The sequence below is a fragment of the Aeromonas rivuli genome (genome assembly GCF_020149575.1).
GTDB lineage: Bacteria > Pseudomonadota > Gammaproteobacteria > Enterobacterales > Aeromonadaceae > Aeromonas > Aeromonas rivuli.
Window position 1 is genome coordinate 2,450,373 of record NZ_CP079742.1, and the last position, 17,714, is coordinate 2,468,086.

Annotated in this window: 14 protein-coding genes; 11 read left to right on the top strand and 3 right to left on the bottom strand. The window is 59.8% G+C overall.

The window, feature by feature from the left end; genetic code table 11:
- Window positions 1-14 precede the first annotated feature (14 nt).
- Together KYK33_RS11480 and KYK33_RS11485 are read right to left on the bottom strand one after the other, a co-directional pair.
- Window positions 15-758 carry a M90 family metallopeptidase gene (locus KYK33_RS11480; protein WP_224433000.1) on the bottom strand — a complete coding sequence of 248 codons (744 nt, stop codon included), beginning with the start codon at window positions 756-758 and terminating at the stop codon, window positions 15-17.
- A 131-nt stretch (window positions 759-889) separates the two neighbouring features.
- A complete protein-coding gene (locus KYK33_RS11485; RefSeq protein ID WP_224430585.1) occupies window positions 890-1,348 on the bottom strand; it encodes a GNAT family N-acetyltransferase in 459 nt (152 codons plus the stop codon).
- 266 nt (window positions 1,349-1,614) lie between these two features.
- On the opposite strand from KYK33_RS11485, the gene KYK33_RS11490 reads away from it, so the two are divergent.
- Window positions 1,615-3,117, top strand: a complete 1,503-nt coding sequence (locus KYK33_RS11490; RefSeq protein ID WP_224430586.1) for an alanine/glycine:cation symporter family protein — start codon at window positions 1,615-1,617, stop codon at window positions 3,115-3,117.
- Window positions 3,118-3,193: 76 nt separating this feature from the next.
- On the opposite strand, the gene KYK33_RS11495 is transcribed toward KYK33_RS11490, so the two are convergent.
- On the bottom strand, window positions 3,194-4,000 hold the full coding sequence (locus KYK33_RS11495; RefSeq protein ID WP_224430587.1) for a crotonase/enoyl-CoA hydratase family protein: 807 nt from the start codon (window positions 3,998-4,000) through the stop codon (window positions 3,194-3,196).
- Between the two features lie 160 nt (window positions 4,001-4,160).
- Between KYK33_RS11495 and KYK33_RS11500 the strand changes: the two genes are divergently transcribed.
- The 10 genes from KYK33_RS11500 (at window position 4,161) to KYK33_RS11545 (ending at window position 17,609) form a co-directional block, all read left to right on the top strand.
- The gene (locus tag KYK33_RS11500; RefSeq protein ID WP_224430588.1) at window positions 4,161-5,948 is read left to right on the top strand and encodes a putative nucleotidyltransferase substrate binding domain-containing protein; all 1,788 of its coding nucleotides are present in this window, start codon (window positions 4,161-4,163) and stop codon (window positions 5,946-5,948) included.
- A 1-nt stretch (window position 5,949) separates the two neighbouring features.
- Entirely contained in the window at window positions 5,950-6,576 is a 627-nt protein-coding gene (locus tag KYK33_RS11505; protein WP_224430589.1) for a 3'-5' exonuclease, read from the top strand.
- Between the two features lie 107 nt (window positions 6,577-6,683).
- On the top strand, window positions 6,684-6,995 hold the full coding sequence (locus KYK33_RS11510) for a DUF485 domain-containing protein (RefSeq protein WP_050720192.1): 312 nt from the start codon (window positions 6,684-6,686) through the stop codon (window positions 6,993-6,995).
- The gene (locus KYK33_RS11515) at window positions 6,992-8,647 is read left to right on the top strand and encodes a cation acetate symporter (RefSeq protein ID WP_224430590.1); all 1,656 of its coding nucleotides are present in this window, start codon (window positions 6,992-6,994) and stop codon (window positions 8,645-8,647) included. The genes KYK33_RS11510 and KYK33_RS11515 overlap by 4 nt, the downstream gene beginning before the upstream one ends.
- A gap of 153 nt (window positions 8,648-8,800) precedes the next feature.
- Window positions 8,801-10,393, top strand: coding sequence for an ABC-F family ATPase (locus KYK33_RS11520; protein ID WP_224430591.1), 1,593 nt, complete (start codon window positions 8,801-8,803; stop codon window positions 10,391-10,393).
- 689 nt (window positions 10,394-11,082) lie between these two features.
- A complete protein-coding gene (gene focA, locus KYK33_RS11525; protein ID WP_224430592.1) occupies window positions 11,083-11,931 on the top strand; it encodes a formate transporter FocA in 849 nt (282 codons plus the stop codon).
- Between the two features lie 41 nt (window positions 11,932-11,972).
- Window positions 11,973-14,255 carry a formate C-acetyltransferase gene (pflB, locus tag KYK33_RS11530; protein WP_042042129.1) on the top strand — a complete coding sequence of 761 codons (2,283 nt, stop codon included), beginning with the start codon at window positions 11,973-11,975 and terminating at the stop codon, window positions 14,253-14,255.
- A 327-nt stretch (window positions 14,256-14,582) separates the two neighbouring features.
- Window positions 14,583-15,551, top strand: a complete 969-nt coding sequence (locus KYK33_RS11535; RefSeq protein ID WP_224430593.1) for a tripartite tricarboxylate transporter substrate binding protein — start codon at window positions 14,583-14,585, stop codon at window positions 15,549-15,551.
- A gap of 56 nt (window positions 15,552-15,607) precedes the next feature.
- Window positions 15,608-16,069: a tripartite tricarboxylate transporter TctB family protein gene (locus KYK33_RS11540; protein WP_224430594.1), complete on the top strand. Its 462-nt coding sequence runs from the start codon at window positions 15,608-15,610 to the stop codon at window positions 16,067-16,069.
- Window positions 16,070-16,079: 10 nt separating this feature from the next.
- Complete coding sequence (locus KYK33_RS11545) at window positions 16,080-17,609, top strand: tripartite tricarboxylate transporter permease (protein WP_224430595.1); 1,530 nt, start codon at window positions 16,080-16,082, stop codon at window positions 17,607-17,609.
- Window positions 17,610-17,714 lie beyond the last annotated feature (105 nt).

Consider the following 17,714-nt stretch of genomic DNA (forward strand, 5'->3'; position numbering starts at 1 on the left):
CTCTTGTACGCGGACTAAGGTGACGGCGAGTCCCCCTCCCCCTCGTCAGCCTCCGGCTGCCGTTGCAGGGGCTCCTGACCATAGAAGCGGGTGAACAAGCCATACACCGCCGGGAAGGCGTGATGCAGCTGCCGGGGTTGGCTGAAGAAGAGCTCGCTGCACACGGCAAAAAACTCGGCCGGATGACTGGCAGCATAAGAGTCTATCAATGTCGTCTCCCCCCGCTCGCACTGGCCCTGAAGCTGGTCGAATGCCTGCTGGCAGGTGACGGCCCACTCAGATCCTGTCAAACCCGCTGGCAAAGGGGGCGCGCCGTCGGCCTCTCCCCCCAGCATGTCGAGCTTGTGGGCAAGCTCGTGGATGATGAGGTTATAGCCATCCCAATCACCGTCCTGCTGCAGCTCGCTCCAGGCCAGCACCAGCGGCCCCTGTGGCCAGGCCTCGCCGGCATTCTCCTCCTCCCACTCGCTCACCAGACCGAACTCGTCCTGCACCTGCTGACGGCGAGCGACGGGCTCGGGAATGATGATGATCTCATGAAAGCCCCGATACCAGTCGAGACTGAGCGCCAGAATGGGCAAGGCACCTTGCAGTGCCAGGGCACGCCGTTGACGCTCACTCAGCTCGACACCGAGCAGGGTCCAGCTCTTGCGCTCGAGCAGGCGGCGCGCCAGAGTCACCAACTGAGCCTGCTGGGCCTCACTCAAGCCATGGAGAATAGGGATGGCAGCAAACAACCCCTGCCACTCCTCCTCCATGGGTCTGCCCGGTGATTGGGCATCTGCGACGGCCTTGCACTGACTCGGTGCACCCAACAGGGTGCAGAGCAAGCGACTTGCCCTGATAGCTGACCACACGCTCGCCACTCAATACCTCGACCATTGGGATGTCATTGTGATAGCAGGGATTTGACGAAGCGCGTTGGCTTTTCCCGATAACCCTGCTGCTGATAGAAGTGATGGGCCCGCTCACGGTGCGGGCTGCTGGAGAGTTCAATCTGGCCACAGCCGGCCTCCCGAGCCATTTGTTCGGCGGCCGCCAGCAAGGCGGCCCCCCAGCCCTGACCGCGAGCCTCTTCATCGACCACCAGCGCCGAGATCAATGCCCAGCCTGGCGCCAGATGCAGAGGCCGCAACAGATGCAGCACCAGCACCCCCGTCACGCCGTGCAGGTTTTCACTCACCAGCACCTGTCGTCCGGGCTCCATCGCCAGCAGATCCGCCACCAGCCTGCCGGGTTCATCCCCATAGCCGAGCTGGACAAAGAGCCTCGCCATCACCTCCGCATCGGCGACCCCTGCCAGGCGTATGCCCTCACCGGGACCGATATCTTCCATCTGCTCGTTCATGATTGGCCTCAAAATTGCTATATCACTGCCAAGGCACTGTTTCAGGAGAAAATAACGCCGTTTCATCCCGTTAATCAAGCCGTGAAAAGCGCGCCACCATATCGAGTTCACAAATTGGCAACATTAACGCAAATTTCACTGGGAAGCGCCGAAGCAAGTCGATATGTTAAACGCCTCGGCCTATGCCGACAGCAGAAATGACTGAATAACAAAGATCGAGTGGGCAAAAGCCCGCCGGAAGTCTCACAACAAAGGAGTTGTTGTACATGAACGAGATCGTCAATGCCATCAATGGTGTGATTTGGAGCCCTGCGCTCATCTATCTGTGCCTCGGGGTAGGTTTCTATTTCTCCTGCCGCACCCGCTTCCTGCAACTGCGCCATATCAAAGAGATGGTGCGGTTGATGATGGATGGCAAGGCGACCGATGCCGGTGTCTCCTCCTTCCAGGCGCTGACCATGACCCTGGCAGGCCGAGTCGGGACAGGTAACATCGCAGGGGTGGCCACCGCCATCACCTTCGGTGGCCCCGGCGCCCTGTTCTGGATGTGGATGGTGGCCTTCCTGGGCGCCAGCTCCGCCTTTGTGGAGTCCACCCTGGGTCAGGTTTATAAAGAGAAGATCAACGGTGAATTCCGTGGTGGTCCCGCCTTCTATATCGAGAAGGGTCTGGGGATGAGCTGGTATGCCTGGACCTTCGCCATCGCCACCATCTTCGCCTGCGGCGTGTTGCTGCCTGGGGTGCAAGCGAACTCCATCGGCTCCAGCCTGCAGACCGCCTTTGATATTGACCCCAACGTCACCGCCGCCGGTCTGGCGCTGCTGCTGGGCTTCATCATCTTCGGTGGCGTCAAGCGCATCGCCCACTTTGCCTCGACGGTGGTGCCCTTCATGGCACTGGGCTACATCATTGTGGCCTGCGTCATCATCGCCCTCAATATCGGCCAACTGCCAGGTGTCATCCTGCTTATCTGGAAGAGCGCCTTCGGTCTGGATGCCGGTTTCGGTGCCATTCTGGGTCTGGCCATCATGTGGGGGGTCAAGCGCGGTATCTATTCCAACGAAGCCGGTCAGGGTACTGGCCCCCATGCTTCGTCCGCAGCGGCCGTGAGCCACCCGGCCAAACAGGGTCTGGTCCAGGCGTTCTCCGTCTACATCGATACCCTGTTTGTCTGCTCCGCCACCGGTTTCATGCTGCTTATTACTGGGCTTTATAACGTACAGGGTCCGGACGGCGCCGCCCTCTATACCGGCATCGCCGGCATCGCCGCAGGCCCTGGCTATGTGCAGACCGCCATGGAGAGCATGATGCCCGGCTTTGGCAACATCTTCGTCGCCATCGCGCTCTTCTTCTTCGCCTTCACCACCATCGTCGCCTACTACTACATCGCCGAGACCAACATTGCCTTCATCAACCGCAAGATCAATCGCCCCTGGTTGACCTTCGTGCTGAAGATTGGCTTGATGGCCGCCACCGTGTACGGCACCGTCAAGACCGCCGACTTGGCCTGGGGACTAGGTGATATTGGCGTCGGTCTGATGGCCTGGTTGAACATCATCGCCATCCTGCTGATGCAAAAAACCGCCTTCATCTGCCTGAAGGATTACGAAAGCCAGAAGGCTCAGGGAGTCGACCCCGTCTTCCACCCCGAGAAGCTTGGCATCAAGAACGCCGACTACTGGACGGGTCGCCGCTCCGAGCACAATCTGGAGCAGGAACATAACGGCCACGAATTCGAGCCAGACCGCGAGCCAGGTGCTAGCAAGTAAGCCCGATATTCACTCATCAAAATGGCAGCCTCGGCTGCCATTTTTCATGTTGTCTGCTGCCCGGCGTGGGCTCGGCTCAGTGCCGGTCACGGCGTGGCCCAAAGCGCAGTCGCCAGCCAAACAGCCCGTTGAGGGTGGCCCGCCACTGATTGGGGCGTCCCAGGATCTGCCTCTGCAAACGGGTCTCTTCGTTGAGCATCGTCTCGTCACTGTGCGCCCAAGCCTGACGGTAAAGGTGTTTGATCCCCGCCAGTGCATCCGGTGATTTACCCAGCAGGCTATTGGCGAAAGCACGGGCCTCGGCCAGGGGATCCTCGCAGACCCGGCTCACCAGCCCCAGCGCCTTGGCCTCGGGGGCCAGCAACTCGCGTCCGCTCATGGCAAGCTCCATGGCAGTATCGACGCCCATGAGGTTGCGCAGGGTGACGCTGCCGCTCATGTCCGGGATGATGCCCCACTTGATCTCCATCACCGAGAAGCGGCAATCCGGCGTGCTGAAGCGAAAATCGGCGCCCAATGCAATCTGCAGGCCGCCACCGAAACAGACCCCCTGGGTGACGACGATCACCGGCACCGACAGCTGACGCCAGCCATAGGCCACCCGCTGGGCCAGATTGGTCGCCTCGTCCGCCTCGCGCTTCAAGATATCCAGCGCGGCCAGCGGCTGCTTGAGCATGGCCTTCACATCCAGCCCGGCGCAGAAGCCGCGCCCCTCTCCGTGCAGGATCACGGCCCTCAGCCCGGGCATCTGCCGCAGACTCTGCAGCGTCTGATCCAGGGCCCTGAACATGGGCAAGTCCAACGCATTGAGCTTGTCTGGCCGGCTCAGCATCACCTCGGCGATGCCGTCCCGGATCTCCCATTTGACCCTTGGTTTATCCATGTCCCCTGCCCTCTCCTTAGTCGATACTGGTCATACCACCAAATTATCAGAGTGTTACCGACGGGTACAGGGAGGCGAGAGCCTCCGTGCGACTAAAGTCGGCTGGCCCCGCTCCGGCCGCTTTGTCAGACTGGCCTCACGCCCCCGGCCGAGACCCGCCATGACCATCTTGTTCAACTTCAGCCGCCCGCCGTTTGACTGCCTCGGGGAAGCGGCGCGCCAGCGGCTCGGACAGAGCCTCAGCATCTGTTACTTTCGGGCGGGCCAGACGGTACTGAACCCCGGTGAAGCCCCGCCTGGGCTCTATCTCGTCATCAAGGGGGCGGTGGAGGAGTCGAGCACCCACCAGTCATTCGGGGATTATGGCGAGGGGGATCTGTTCGACGTGCGCGCCCAGTTCGATGGCCACTGCCGCCATGGCTTCAGCGCCCTGGAGGACTGCCTCTGCCAGCTCATTCCCCGCGCCGTGTTTCAGGTGCTCTGCACCGACAACCCCGATTTTGCCCACTACTTCACCGCCACCCTGACGGAACGCCAGCGCGAGCAGGATCGGCGCAGCCAACTCGGCCAGCAGAATCTGGCGGAATTCATCCTGACCCGGATTGAGCCCTGCCACCTGCAGCCACCGCTCCTCGTCGAGAGCCGACTCAGCCTGCTGGCCGCGACCGAAGCCATGGCCAGCCAGAGCAGCGATTGTCTGCTCTATCCCGCCGCCGACGGCAGTCTGAGCCTGGCAACCCGCAAGACCCTGCTCCATGCCCTGACTCTCAAGGGACTGCCTCTGACGGCGCCGCTGGTGGTACTGACTCCGGCGTCGCTGATCGGCCTAGCGCAAGGCAGCTATTTGTTCGACGCCCTGCTGCTGCTGACCCGCCACCGCATCAAGCGGCTGGTCATCTGGCAGGGGCAGGAGGTTGCAGGGATACTGCACCTGACCCAGGTGCTGGGGCTCTTCTCAACCCACTCCCATGTACTGACCCTGCGCATCGCCCGGGCAGACAGCCAGGCCGCCCTGGAGGCCGTCGCCCGGGAACAACAACAGCTGACCCGCTCGCTATTTGCCCAGGGGATCCACACCGCCTTCCTGATGAGACTCATCGCCACCCTCAACGAGCAGCTGATCGCCAAGGCCTTCGCCCTGGTGATCCCCCCCGAGGTGCAGGATAAGGTGTGCCTGCTGATGCTGGGATCGGAGGGTCGTAGCGAGCAAATCCTCAAGACCGATCAGGACAACGCCCTGATCCTGCCCGCCAGCCTGCAGTGGCCAAGCCAGCAGGCAGACCTTGCCGCCTTCGGCGCCCTGCTGGAGCGGCTCGGTTATCCCCCCTGTCCGGGCCGGGTGATGGTCAACAATCCCGCCTGGGTGAAAGAAGCAACGCAATGGCAGCAAGCAATAGAACGGGCCTGCCTCGAGGCCAGCGAAGCCGACTTGCTCTGGCTCGCCACCTTGGCCGATGCCCAGCCCATCGCCGGTGATCGCAGCCTGCTGCCCCTCATCGCCCACAGGCTAAGGGAGCAGCTCGCCGATCGGCCCGATCTGCTGGCGGAGATGGCCCGCGCCGCGGTCGCCTTTCACACCCCCCTCACCCTGTTTGGCCGGCTGGCCCAGGAGCCCGAGGGGCTGGATCTCAAGCGCGGTGGCCTGTTTGCGCTGGTACACGGCATCCGCCTGCTGGCGCTGGAGGCCAAGATCCTGGAGACCTCCACCCTGGGTCGCATCGAGGCGCTGGTATCTGCGGGCCGGCTCAGCAGCGATTACGGCGCCAATCTGGCGGAGGCGTTTAGGCTCTTCGTGCGCTTGCGCCTGCGCAGCCAACTCAAGGAGGGCGACGATCGGGTGCGAGTGGCGACACTCAGTCACGGCGAGCGGGATCTGCTGCGCCATGCCCTGCATCAGGTGAAGAAATTCCAGCAGTGGCTCGGCTTGCACTTTCGTCTGAGGCAATAACATGTGGAATCGCTGCCGACGCCGTTGGATTGGCCGGGCTTTTCGTCACGGGGAGTTCGCCCCGCTCTTTGCTACGCCCCCAAAGGAGGAGTGGGTAGCCCTCGATCTCGAGACCACCAGCCTGGATCCCGCGCAGGCGGAAATCGTCGCCATCGGCGCGGTGCGTATCCAGGGTAACAGGCTGCTCACCGGCGAGGCACTCTCCCTGCGGGTGCAGGCGCCCGCCAGCCTGAGCGAACAATCGGTGGCGATTCACGGCCTGCGCCATCAAGATTTGCAGCAGGGCATGGCGCTGGAGGCCGCGCTGCGCCAGCTGTTGGCCTTCATCGGCCCACGTGAACTGGTGGGCTACCACATCGCCTATGACCTGCGCATCCTCAACCTCGCCTGCCAGAAACAGTGGGGGCTGCAGTTGCCGCAACGGGGGATAGAGGTGAGCCGGCTCTATCACGATCACCTCTATCGGCGCTACCCGGGTGCGGTCATCAATCTGCACCTGGCCGCCATCAGCAGCCATCTGGGGCTGCCTGCCCTGCCCGCCCACGACGCCCTGGCGGATGCCATCACCGCCGCCCTCATTTTCCTGCGTCTGCGCTTGGGTGGCCCCCTGGCTTATCCCAAAGTCTAATTGCCGATCAATAACATTTAATTCACATTTCCATTACATGAGCGGGCGTCCTGCTCGGTAGAGACATCCTTCATTCACAGCCGACATTCATGTCATGGAGAAATGCAATGGAACAGCAACGTTATCTGAGGATCCAGCAAGATCCTGTCTTCCAGGAGTTGGTCAGCAAACGCCAACGCTTCGCCTGGACCCTCTCCATCCTGATGCTGGGGCTCTACCTGGCGTTTATCCTGCTCATCGCCTTCGCCCCCGGCTGGCTCGGCACGCCGCTGAGCGAAGGCTCCGCCATCACCCGTGGCATTCCCGTCGGTGTGGGGCTGATCCTCTCCTCCTTCGTGCTGACCGGCATCTATGTGTATCGCGCCAACGGCGAGTTTGACGAGCTGAACAACAAGATCCTCAAGGGAGCCCAATCATGAAAGGCAAGTCTCTGCTGCTGCTCGGCAGCCTGATGTCCACTCCCCTGCTGGCGGCCGATGCGCTGACCGGCGAGGTGCAACGCCAGCCCTTGAACGTGCCGGCCATCGTCATGTTCGTGGCCTTCGTGGCCGCCACCCTGTTCATCACCTACTGGGCCTCCAAGCGCAACCGCTCGGCCTCCGACTACTATGCCGCCGGCGGGCGCATCACCGGCTTCCAGAATGGCCTGGCCATCGCCGGTGACTACATGTCTGCCGCCTCCTTCCTTGGCATCTCCGCCCTGGTCTATACCTCGGGCTACGACGGCCTGATTTATTCCATCGGCTTTTTGGTGGGCTGGCCCATCATCTTGTTCCTGATCGCAGAGCGGCTGCGCAACCTCGGCAAGTACACCTTCGCCGACGTGGCCTCCTATCGCCTCAAACAGACCTCGGTGCGCACCTTGTCTGCCAGCGGATCCCTGGTGGTGGTGGCGCTCTACCTGATCGCCCAGATGGTGGGTGCCGGCAAGCTGATCGAGCTATTGTTCGGCCTGCAATATCACATCGCCGTGGTGCTGGTCGGTATCCTGATGGTGCTCTACGTGCTGTTTGGCGGCATGCTGGCCACCACCTGGGTGCAGATCATCAAGGCGGTGATGCTGCTGTCCGGTGCCTCTTTCATGGCCATCATGGTGATGAAATCGGTCAACTACGACATCGGTGCTCTGTTCAGCGAGGCCGTCAAGGTCCACGCCAATGGCGCCGCCATCATGAGCCCGGGCGGCCTGGTGGCCGACCCCATCTCCGCCATCTCGCTCGGGCTGGCGCTGATGTTCGGCACCGCCGGCCTGCCCCACATCCTGATGCGTTTCTTTACCGTGAGCGATGCCAAGGAAGCGCGCAAATCGGTGTTCTACGCCACCGGCTTCATCGGTTACTTCTACATCCTGACCTTCATCATCGGTTTTGGCGCCATCTTGCTGGTCAGCACCAACCCGGACTTCAAGGACGCCACCGGCGCCCTGCTCGGCGGCACCAACATGGCGGCAGTCCACTTGGCCGATGCGGTCGGCGGCAGCCTGTTCCTCGGCTTCATCAGCGCCGTGGCCTTCGCCACCATCTTGGCGGTGGTTGCCGGCCTGACCCTGGCGGGCGCCTCCGCGGTGTCTCACGATCTCTATGCTTGCGTGCTGAAGGACGGCAAAGCCAACGAAGTCGATGAGCTGCGCGTCTCCAAGATGACCACCCTGGTACTGGGTGTCGTCGCCATCGGTCTTGGCATCTTGTTCGAGAAGCAGAACATCGCTTTCATGGTGGGTCTGGCCTTCTCCATCGCGGCGAGCTGCAACTTCCCGGTGCTGTTCCTCTCCATGTTCTGGTCACGCCTGAGCACCCGTGGCGCCGTCTATGGCGGCTGGCTGGGGCTGGTGAGCGCCGTGACCCTGATGATCCTGGGCCCCACCATCTGGGTGAAGGTACTGGGTCACGCCGAGGCGATTTTCCCCTACGAATACCCTGCGCTCTTCTCGATGCTGCTGGCCTTTGTCGGGATCTGGTTCTTCTCGGTGACCGACAAGTCCCAGAACGCCAGCGAGGAACACCAGAAGTTCTTCCCGCAGTTCGTGCGCTCCCAGACCGGGCTCGGTGCCTCCGGCGCCAGCTCCCACTGAGAGGATTGAGTTTCTTGACAAGCCGGCCCTGGGCCGGCTTTTTTCATGACCCGTTCCCCCCATGCAATAGCGCCAGATCACAGTTCCTGCTAAAACTTTCGGCAGATCTGTGCCATAATGCGCGCCATTTGACAGATCAACCGGGACATTCCAGTGCTTTCGAGTAATAACATCACCATGCAGTTCGGCGCCAAGCCGTTGTTTGAGAACATCAACGTCAAGTTTGGCGGCGGCAACCGCTACGGCCTTATCGGCGCCAACGGCTGTGGCAAGTCCACCTTTATGAAGATCCTCGGCAGCGATCTTGAGCCCACTGGCGGTAATGTGAGCCTGGATATCAACGAGCGGATCGGTAAGCTTCGCCAGGATCAGTTCGCTTACGAAGAGATGCGCGTGCTGGACGTGGTCATGATGGGCCATGGTGAGTTGTGGGCCGCCATCGCCGAGCGCGATGCCATCTACGCCAATCTGGAAGCCACCGACGACGACTACATGAAGGCCGCCGAGCTGGAAGGTCTGGTCGCCGAGTATGACGGTTACACCGCCGAGGCCCGTGCGGGCGAGCTGCTGCTGGGTGCCGGCATCCCCATCGAGCTGCACAACGGCCCCATGAGCGAAGTGGCGCCGGGCTGGAAACTGCGGGTGCTGCTGGCACAGGCGCTGTTCTCCAACCCCGACATCCTGTTGCTGGACGAACCGACCAACAACCTGGACATCAACACCATTCGCTGGCTGGAGCAGGTGCTCAACGATCGTGAAAGTACCATGATCATCATCTCTCACGACCGTCACTTCCTGAACTCCGTCTGCACCCACATGGCGGATCTGGACTACGGCGAGCTGCGGGTCTACCCGGGCAACTACGACGAGTACATGACGGCGGCCACCCAGGCCCGCGAGCGTCTGATCTCCGACAACGCCAAGAAGAAGGCCCAGATTGCCGACCTGCAATCCTTCGTCTCCCGATTCAGTGCCAACGCCTCCAAATCCAGCCAGGCGACCTCCCGCCTCAAGCAGATCGACAAGATCAAGATTGAGGAAGTGAAGGTCTCCAGCCGTCAGAACCCCTTCATCCGCTTCGAGCAGGAGAAGAAGCTGTACCGCAACATTCTGGAAGTGGAAGGGGTTGCCAAAGGCTATGGTGAGGCGCCGCTGTTCAAGGATCTCAGCATGATGCTGGAAGTGGGCGAAAAGGTCGCCATCCTGGGTACCAACGGCATCGGTAAATCCACCCTGATCAAGACCCTGATGGGCGAGCTGGCGCCGGACAGCGGCACCATCAAGTGGTCCGAGAACGCCCAGATCGGCTACTACGCCCAGGATCACGCAGACGATTTCGACACCGATCTCAACGTGTTCGACTGGATGGCACAGTGGAAACAGGCCAACGAAGACGAGCAGGCGGTACGCTCCATTCTGGGTCGTCTGCTGTTCACCCAGGACGACATCAAGAAGCCAGTCAAGGTGCTCTCCGGTGGCGAACAGGGCCGCATGCTGTTCGGCAAGCTGATGATGCAGCGTCCCAACATCCTCATCATGGATGAGCCGACCAACCACCTGGACATGGAATCTATCGAATCCTTGAACCTGGCGTTGGAAATGTATCAAGGGACCCTCATCTTCGTCTCCCATGACCGTGAGTTCGTCTCGTCGCTCGCGACCCGCATCATGGAACTGACTGAAAACGGCATTCGCGACTTCGGCGGCACCTACGAAGATTACCTGCGTACCCAAGGCGTGGTGTAACCTCACCCCGCTTTGCGATACACAAAATCCGGCGCCCAGTGCGCCGGATTTTTTTATGGCCTTTTGTCGCGGTGCGGCAACTGCGCAGCTCGAAACCGCCCCCCTCCCTCTCGCGGCTCATCGGCCCCACAGACCCGCCATCTGCGAGACTTTAGAATCGTGCCTCTCCCTGTCTGTCGCTGTCGTCTTCACCTCGACGCGCTCCCGCCCCATTAAACCTGGGACTTGATCAGCTCCATCAGAATGCTGTCGTCATGAGATCTTGTCCGGATCCGTGAGGAGAGCAACCCGCGCCCTGTGGGCGCTATGTAGCACCGAACAGGATAGTTGTCATATGTAACCGGTCTACTCTCGGCTATACTGGGTTTTCGCGCAGGATCCCATGATAAAAACCAACAGAAATCACCTCTTTAGGGGGATCCTGAAGGCCGTACTGAAAATGGGGACAGAGGCAAACGGCATAGCCAGGCTCATCCGAATTGTAATTTTATAACCTGACTAAAATCATTTAGTTATAAAAACATAATTTATATATCAGTTGAAACTACCAACCACCAGTGAAGGCCAGAGTAGCCATTAAAACTGTAGTAAAATTACATTCACAATCAGCCAATCTTGATCGGCATCAATTTTGGGGATCAACCCCTTTGTTATGATTTCCACAGGCAAAATTTGCAGGACAATGACAATTGAAAGCAGAATCCCCCTTTGACTGTCTCAAGCCCGAAGCTATAGCCGCACTGGCTGAAGACATCACCTATGCCAAGGCCACCAAGCCCGCATATAAAGTCATTCCCCTCGCCATCACCGCTGGCGCCTTCATCGCTCTCGCCTTCATCTTCTATATCACCGTCACCACAGGGGCAGGTGACATGGCCTGGGGCATGAGCAAGCTGATTGGCGGCCTCTGCTTCTCCATGGGGCTCATTCTCTGCGTCTTGCTTGGCGCCGAATTGTTCACCTCCACCACCCTGACCCTGGTGGCCAAGGCGGCCGGACGCATCAGCTGGGCGCAGCTGTTCAAGAACTGGGGCCTGGTGTACTTTGGCAACCTCATCGGCGGTCTGCTCATGGTGGCGCTCATCGTCATCTCGGCACAGTACACGGCCGACAATGGCCAGTGGGGGCTCAATGCCCTGAATGTGGCACAGCACAAGCTTCATCACAGCTTCTTCGAGGCAGTGGCGCTGGGCATCCTCTGCAACTTGATGGTCTGTCTGGCGGTGTGGATGTCGTTCGGTGCCCGCAGTGCCACCGACAAAGTCATGGTGATGTTGCTCCCGGTGGCCATGTTCGTCGCCTCAGGGTTTGAGCACAGTATCGCAAACATGTTTATGATCCCGGTTGGCATCGCTATCCACGCCATCGCCAGCCCGGAGTTTTGGCAGGCCATCGGCCAGAACCCGGCGCAATATGCCGACCTGACCGTTTCGAACTTCGTCTTTCACAATCTGATCCCCGTGACCATTGGCAACATCATTGGTGGCGGCGTCATGGTTGGTCTGACTTACTGGTTTATCTTCCGTCGCCATCATTAAGGACGGCGACAGACACATAAATACCTTGTGAGGTAATGAAAATGGCAGAACGTAACGAGCAGTTCCAAGCAGCATGGGAAGGCTTCGCTCCTGGTGAGTGGCAGAACAGTGTCAACACCCGCGACTTCATCCAGAAGAACTACACCCCCTATGAAGGTGACGAGTCCTTCCTGGCTGGCGCGACTGAGGCGACCTCCAAGCTGTGGGACAAGGTCATGGAAGGCATCAAGATCGAGAACCGCACCCATGCGCCGGTCGATTTTGATACTGACCTGCCCTCCACCATTACCGCTCACGATGCCGGTTACATCGACCAGGGCCTGGAGCAGATCGTTGGTCTGCAGACCGACAAGCCGCTCAAGCGCGCCATCATCGCCAATGGCGGTATCAAGATGGTTGAAACTTCTTGCAAGGTGTATGGCCGCGAGCTGGACCCCATGGTCAAGAAGATCTTCACCGAATACCGCAAGACTCACAACCAGGGCGTGTTCGATGTCTACACCAAGGACATCCTGAACTGCCGTAAATCCGGCGTCATCACCGGTCTGCCCGATGCCTACGGCCGTGGCCGCATCATCGGTGACTACCGTCGTGTCGCCCTGTACGGCATCGACTTCCTGATGGCCGACAAACTGGCTCAGTTCAAGTCTCTGCAAGACGACCTGGAAAATGGCGTCAACCTGGAAGCCACCATCCGCCTGCGCGAAGAGATCTCCGATCAATACCGCGCCCTGGATCAGATGAAAGAGATGGCTGCCAAATATGGCTGCGACATCTCTGTACCGGCCAAAAACGCCAAAGAAGCGGTGCAGTGGACCTACTTCGCCTACCTGGCGGCAGTCAAGTCCCAGAACGGTGCCGCCATGTCCTTCGGTCGTACCTCCAGCTTCCTGGATGTCTACATCGAGCGTGACCTGAAGAAAGGCCTGATCACCGAGCAAGAAGCCCAGGAGCTGATGGACCACATGGTCATGAAGCTGCGCATGGTTCGCTTCCTGCGTACCCCTGAATACGATTCACTCTTCTCCGGCGACCCGATGTGGGCCACCGAGACCCTGGCGGGCATGGGCGTGGATGGCCGCACCCTGGTCACCAAAAACAGCTTCCGTATGCTGAACACCCTGTACACCATGGGCCCCTCCCCCGAGCCGAACCTGACCATACTCTGGTCCGAGAAGCTGCCGGTGGCGTTCAAGAAGTACTGTGCCAAGGTCTCCATCGAGACGTCTTCCGTCCAGTACGAGAACGACGACCTGATGCGTGCCGACTTTGACAACGATGACTATGCCATCGCCTGCTGCGTCTCCCCGATGATCGTCGGCAAGCAGATGCAGTTCTTCGGTGCCCGTGCCAACCTGGCCAAGACCATGCTCTATGCAATCAACGGCGGCATGGACGAGAAACTCAAGATCCAGATCGGCCCCAAAACCGAGATGGTGACCTCCGAGTACCTCGACTACAACGACGTGATGGACAGACTGGATCACTTCATGGACTGGCTGGCCAAGCAGTATGTCGCCGCCCTGAACATCATCCATTACATGCACGACAAGTACAGCTACGAAGCCTCCCTGATGGCGCTGCACGACCGTGACGTCTATCGCACCATGGCGTGCGGCATCGCCGGTCTGTCCGTAGCCGCCGACTCCCTGTCTGCCATCAAGTACGCCAAGGTCAAGCCGGTGCGTGACGAAGATGGCGTGGCCATCGACTTCGAGATCGACGGTGAGTACCCGCAGTTCGGTAACAACGACGCCCGCGTCGATGACATCGCCTGTGACCTGGTCGAGCGCTTCATGAAGAAGATTCAGAAGCTCAACACCTACCGCAACGCCGTGGCGACCCAGTCCGTGCTGACCATCACCTCCAACGTGGTGTACGGCAAGAAGACAGGTAACACCCCGGATGGCCGTCGCTCCGGTGCGCCGTTTGGCCCAGGTGCCAACCCGATGCACGGTCGTGACCAGAAGGGTGCCGTTGCCTCGCTGACTTCCGTGGCCAAACTGCCGTTCGCCTACGCCAAAGATGGTATCTCCTACACCTTCTCCATCGTGCCGAACGCACTGGGCAAGGACATGGAGTCCCAGAAAGCCAACCTGGCGGGCCTGATGGATGGTTACTTCCACCATGAAGCCAACCTGGAAGGCGGTCAGCACCTGAACGTCAACGTAATGAACCGCGAGATGCTGCTCGATGCCATGGAAAACCCGGAGAAATATCCGCAGTTGACCATCCGCGTCTCCGGTTATGCCGTGCGCTTCAACTCTTTGACCAAAGAGCAGCAGCAAGACGTCATCACCCGTACCTTCACCGCCTCTCTGTAACAGAGTCGATGTGAACAAAAACCGGCGCCCAGGCGCCGGTTTTTTTATCTGTCGCTATCCAGCCGTCTCCCCTTCCATCTTTGACGCCCCAGTGCCTGTGCCCTGTTCACCCATCCAGCCCCCATCCTTGCCATGGCGTGACTCGGTCGTTGCCGGGCCAGTCAGCGAGTCCAAGACCCTGGTTGATCCCGCTAGCATGGCCCCGTCACACACTGAAAACAGAATGAACAAAATAGCCACAAGAGCCTAAATAGCCATTTCGGTCACAATCTTTTCCAATGCACCACCCACCGTTAACCTTCCTGCAACAATCACAAGGAGAGCACCATGTTGCAAGGAACCTTCAAACGCACCCTGATCGGTAGCCTGCTCGCACTGAGCTTCGGCGCCCATGCCCAGATTGATGAACTTCACATCCTGATCCCGGGTGGTGCAGGTGGTGGCTGGGATACCACGGCCCGCGGCACCGGTGAGGCACTCACCAAGTCCGGCCTGGTGGAGACAGTCTCTTACCAGAATATGTCTGCCGGTGGCGGTGCCAAGGCGATCGCCCACCTCATCGAGACCTCGGCCCAGTCAGACAAGACCCTGATGGTCAACTCCACCCCCATCATCGTCAAATCCCTCTCCAAGGAGCTGCCGCAATCTTTCCGGGATCTGACCCCGGTTGCCGCCATCATCGCCGACTACCAGGCCCTGGCCGTCAAGGCGGACTCCCCCTACCAAAACTGGCCGCAGCTGCTGGCTGCCTATAACGAAAATCCCGCCAAGGTAAAAATTGCCGGTGGCTCGGCCCGTGGCAGCCTGGACCATCTGGTGGCGGCCCTGACCTTCAAGAATGCTGGCGCCGATGCCAGCCAGCTGCGCTACGTGGCCTATGATGCGGGCGGCAGCGCCATGGCCGCCGTGTTGGCCGGGGAAACTCAAGCCATCTCCACCGGATTTGGCGAGGCGATGGAGGCAGTCAAATCTGGCCAGATGCGTATCCTGGGAGTCACCTCGGACAAGCGTCTGCCAGGGGCTGATCAGGTGCCGACCTTCAGCGAGCAGGGCAACCCCACCGTCTTTGCCAACTGGCGTGGCTTCTTTGCCTCCCCCAGCATCAAGCCGGAGAAGTCGGCCGAATACGCCACCCTGCTCAAGCAGATGTATGACAAACCGGAGTGGGAAGCCGTCAGGACCCGTAACAGCTGGACCAACCTCTACAAGGCTGGCCCCGAGTTCACCGCCTTCCTCAATGCGCAGGAGCAGCAGATTGGTGGTTTGATGACAGAACTCGGTTTCATCAAGCAGTAAGTGCTGGTCAAGGTGGCGAATCATCATGGTCGCCACCTTTGTAGGAGAAGAAGAAGATGAATATCACCAAGGAGCGGTTCGGGGGATTGCTGTTTTTGCTGATCTCCCTGATCTATGGATTTTATGCCACCCAGATCCCAAGTTCCCCGGGAGATGAGTTCGAACCCTTTACCGCCAGCACCCTGCCCTATGCACTCGCGGCTATCGGCGTAGTGCTGTCCATCGTGTTGCTTGCCTTTCCCGGTGGCGAACGCCTGGGTAAAGAGGAGGGTAACTGGCGGCTGGTCTTTTCCCTGTTGCTGCTGATGGTGGCCTATGGGTTTGCACTGACCTGGCTGGGCTTCCTCATCTCCACCATCTTGTTCGTGATGGTCGGGATCCGTTTGATGGGCGAGCCACGCTGGAGTTATGCCATAAAAATCAGTCTGCCGTTCACCCTGTGCTTCTGGGCCTTGCTGACCAAGGGTCTGCATGTCTATCTCGAGCCGGGCCGGCTGTTTACCCAATTGATGGGTTAAAGGAAACATTATGTTAGACGGAATCTTACAAGGTTTTGGCACCGCCATGATGCCCATCAACCTCTTCATGGTGGTATTGGGTTGCTTCGTCGGCACCTTTATCGGCATGTTGCCGGGCCTGGGCCCGGTCACCGCTATCGCCCTGATGATCCCCCTCACCTATGGGCTGGATCCCTCCTCCGGCATCATCCTGATGGCGGGGGTCTATTACGGCTCCATGTTTGGTGGTTCGACAGCCTCCATCCTGATCAACACCCCCGGCTGTGCGGCCAGCATGATCACCGCCATCGATGGCTATCCCCTGGCTCGCAAGGGTCATGCGGGCAAGGCACTGGCCATTGCCGCCTACGCCTCCTTCGTCGGCGGTACCCTGTCTGCCATCATATTGATGGTGGCGGCCCCCTTGTTGGCACAGGTCTCACTCTCCTTCCAATCGGCGGACTACTTCGCGCTCATGGTATTGGGCCTCTCCGCCGTGGCGGCCTTTGCCGGCAAGGGCCAGGTGCTCAAGGGGCTGATCATGGCGCTGTTTGGCATCATGATCTCCACCATCGGCATAGACCGCAGCGTCGGCGTGGACAGATTCACCTTCGGGCTGCCAGATTTGCGCGATGGTTTCTCCTTCCTGCTGCTGGCCATGGCCACCTTCGCCCTGGCCGAAATCCTGATGGCGGTACTGCGTCCTGGCAAGGACAGCAGCGCTGAAGAAGCCAAACAGATGCAGCAACTTGGCTCCCTCAAACTCAGCAAGAGTGAAGTCAAAGAGATAGCCACTCCGACCATTCGCTCCTCAGTGCTTGGCTTCTTCATTGGTGTGCTGCCGGGCGCCGGTGCCACCATTGCCTCCTTCATGGCCTATGGTGCTGAACGTAACTTTGCCAGCAAGAAAAAGCGGGCCGAATTTGGCCATGGCAGTCTTACCGGTATTGCGGCCCCGGAAGCGGCCAACAATGCCGCCTCCAGTGGCGCCTTCGTGCCCTTGTTGACCCTCGGCATCCCGGGTTCTGGCACCACGGCCCTGATCCTCGGCGCCCTGATAGCCTATGGCATACAGCCGGGTCCGCGTCTGTTCATGGAGCATCCGGAAGTGTTCTGGTCGGTGATCATCTCCATGTATCTGGGTAACGTGGTGCTCTTGATCCTCAACCTGCCGCTGATCCCTTACCTGGCCAAGATCCTGCAAGTGCCACGCCCCGTGCTGATCCCCATGGTGCTGCTCTTCTCCCTGATCGGGGTCTATCTGGTGTCATTCAACACCATAGATATCTATGTCATGGTCATCGTGGCCCTGGCGGCCATCGGCCTGCGCCTGCTCAACTTCCCGATGGCACCCATGCTGCTCGGTTTCATCCTGGGCGGCATGCTGGAGGACAACCTGCGCCGCGCCCTGCTGATCAATGACGGCTCCATGAGCTTTATGTGGGAGCGCCCCATCACCCTCGGCTTCACGGTCATCACTGTCGCCATGCTGATGATCCCGCTCTGGCAATGGTGGCAAGGCCGCAAGGAGCCCAAAGGTGAGCCGGTGACTCATTCCTGAATCGATGGCACTCTGCCGCCTCAGTACCCTACCCATAACGAGCAGAGACCTTGATAAACCAGAGTGATAACAGGCAGTAATAAAAAGAGCGCCATGATGGCGCTC